The 2,469-nt window shown below is 61.6% G+C and carries 4 protein-coding genes; 2 read left to right on the forward strand and 2 right to left on the reverse strand.

The genetic code is table 11. The features are described 5' to 3' along the window. The coding region (locus tag BMY97_RS48060) for a hypothetical protein (protein ID WP_218157030.1) at positions 1 to 472 on the forward strand (472 nt) is incomplete at its 5' end. A gap of 350 nt (positions 473 to 822) precedes the next feature. Next, complete coding sequence (locus tag BMY97_RS46750; RefSeq protein ID WP_143086544.1) at positions 823 to 1,755, forward strand: hypothetical protein; 933 nt, start codon at positions 823 to 825, stop codon at positions 1,753 to 1,755. A gap of 75 nt (positions 1,756 to 1,830) precedes the next feature. Here the strand turns inward: BMY97_RS46750 and BMY97_RS45665 are convergent, their stop codons facing one another. Next, a complete protein-coding gene (locus BMY97_RS45665; protein ID WP_342744091.1) occupies positions 1,831 to 2,049 on the reverse strand; it encodes a DUF397 domain-containing protein in 219 nt (72 codons plus the stop codon). Then, the coding region (locus BMY97_RS47670) for a DUF5753 domain-containing protein (protein WP_218157031.1) at positions 2,031 to 2,469 on the reverse strand (439 nt) is incomplete at its 5' end. The genes BMY97_RS47670 and BMY97_RS45665, both read right to left, overlap by 19 nt.

Here is a 2,469-nt window from a genome sequence, read left to right on the forward strand (position 1 = left end):
TCGGCCGCGCTACCGCGTGAAGGCGGACCCCCTGCGGGGCCTCGCCGCGACACACGCCGTCACGGCGGATGACCTTGGATTCGAAGGCAACCTCGGATTGCTAGTCCGCCGAGCCGCGTCGTCGCCCGCCGTCGCATGGACTCCGCCCACGGACTTCACGTGTGTCCACGCCCCGCCGACGGGTTCGCCGCTGCACAGCAGCGGCCACTATCCGCATGACTGGCTGCTCGGCCCGACCGCGAGCCCGATGCTCCCCGCCTCCGCCACTGTCGCACCGCTCGCGTCGGTCCGTGGCACCGACGCACCCAGGATCCCGATCGCCCACAGTGAAGCGCTTGCCGCGGCCGACTGGCGGGCCGGCCCCAATGATCACCCAGCCAAGTACATCGTTCCCGTCCGGAACGACCCGGCGCACGACGGCTTTCGGAGTGAGTTGGTCACGTGTCGGCATGCCGTCAGGACCCCCGCCTGAACGCCGGCAATTTGCCCACCGAGTTGTATAAGCGCTGGCCAACTATGAGATTCCATGATCATCGGCGGCTAGAAAACCCCAGGTCAGACGGGGTAAGAGAGCCACAGCTTGCCAACTTCACAAGTTGGCCACACTATGACCAGGTGCGCGATTTAGCTGGAAACTTGACGGAGCGGCCGGTCGAAATCACGGCGTCCATCATAGGTCGCTTGACTTCGAGCGACCGTGGCGTCGTGCCAGCATACCCACTCGGGGTCCTGGAGTACATCGCCCGGGGTGGCCCAACCAGTCGACCAAGCGATCGAGACATTCTCGACGCACTCGAGTTGGTTGTAGCTCTGCGTAACGTCTTGATCTACCTCGAAGTCCGGCTTCTCCGGCGAGGCCAGCACTGGAGAGGCTGGATATCCCAAGCCGAGATTGGCAAGAGGCTCGGAGTCAGCGTCTCAGCGGTAACCAACCGACGAGCTCGGCTCCCGCAGAAGATCGCATCCGGCAGCCCCGTCCAGGTTCGGCCAGGCACTCCACGCGTCGACACAAAGACCGCAGTAGCCCTCGCGACCGAAGTACTTGATCGCCGTGAAGAGACCCAAGACGAAGTCGAGCGGCTGCCCGATCCTGCCGACTTAATCTCAGTCGTCAGCTACGCCCTCGCAAACGAAAGGCTGGTGCCAGTCGAAGTCTTCGTCGAAGACATCTTTGCCTGCTTGAGCATCGTCGTATCTGTACGCCGTCAACTTGATGACCTCGAACTGACACTTCTAGACCTCGGCCGCAACCACCAGGTTCCAAACAAGCTACTTGGGCAGCCGTTTGGACGGAGAGACCAGCACGCAACATGGAAGGCGCGTCGACGACTGCGGAACTCGAGCACGGGAGGACGCCATGAAGTCGTTGGCTACCACGTCCAGGAGAGTGACTCCTCGGAGCCGAGCCGGAGCACTCCTGATACAGGCGCCGCGGCTGAGCTGCGGACTGTGGCAGCTGGCCTCCTCCAGCACCACAGGTCACTTGCTGATGACGAGGAACTCGACAGCTGGCTGCGATGGCTTGAAGAAGCCGGACTGCATCACGAAGAAGTGAGCCTGACCCGCGGTGGAATTGGTCTGCTATGGACCGTGTTTGATGACGTCGCCGAAGCAATTGGGAGTCTCAAGTCGGGAGCGTCAAGTCGGCTCCGGCTGACGAGCGATGAACTAACTGAGTTGTGCGAGCTTGTCGACGGGGGCAATGCCCTACGGCAGCGACTACGAGCGGCCCAGCGCGACCAGGGCAACGCATAAGCAACGGCTGGAACAGAAGGCCGAGCCTCGAACCTCCCAGGGTGAGGTTCGAGGCTCGGCCTTCGGACAGATCTACTAAGCGACGCGAAGGTCACCAATCCGGGCAGTCAGCCTCGCCCAGGCAACAGCGCCGACGGTCAGATGCCCACCTGCGGGAAACCGCGACGTGCGTATCAAGGCTTCGGACCTAGTGATGGCAACTTCCACGCACTCACCAGTTTCAGCGCTCTCTGGGGACTTCTCCCAGATCACACTGGCCAGTGCGTCACTTTCTCTCACTGAAGCTCCTTCCACAGCTGTTTCATCAGACGAGTCGATTGTTCCTGGCTCTTCGCTCGAGCACGAAGATGGTCCATGATCCGCTTGTAGCGCATGATCTCGTCGGCCTCTTCAAAGAACAGCCCCTTGATCAAGGTCTCGACGTACACCAAGCCAGAGTCACCAGGGATGGGGAAGGTCATGATCGTGAACGGCCCGTGCGACGCCCGATGCACACCGGTGCCCTTCGCGAGGACCTGGATGTCAACATGGGGCAGTTTGGCTAGTTCTACGAAGTGCTGGAGCTGTTCGCGCTGCACCTCAGGTGGGCCGGGAAGATCCTCTAGAACGGCTTGTGGAATCACCATCCAGAGCTTCAATGGGTTGCTCTTCCGATGAAGAACGCTCTGGCGTTCCAGGCGTTGCTCCAGTCGCTCCTGGATCTCGTCTTCGGTG

The organism is Amycolatopsis saalfeldensis (assembly GCF_900110575.1).
Taxonomy (GTDB): Bacteria; Actinomycetota; Actinomycetes; order Mycobacteriales; family Pseudonocardiaceae; genus Amycolatopsis; species Amycolatopsis saalfeldensis.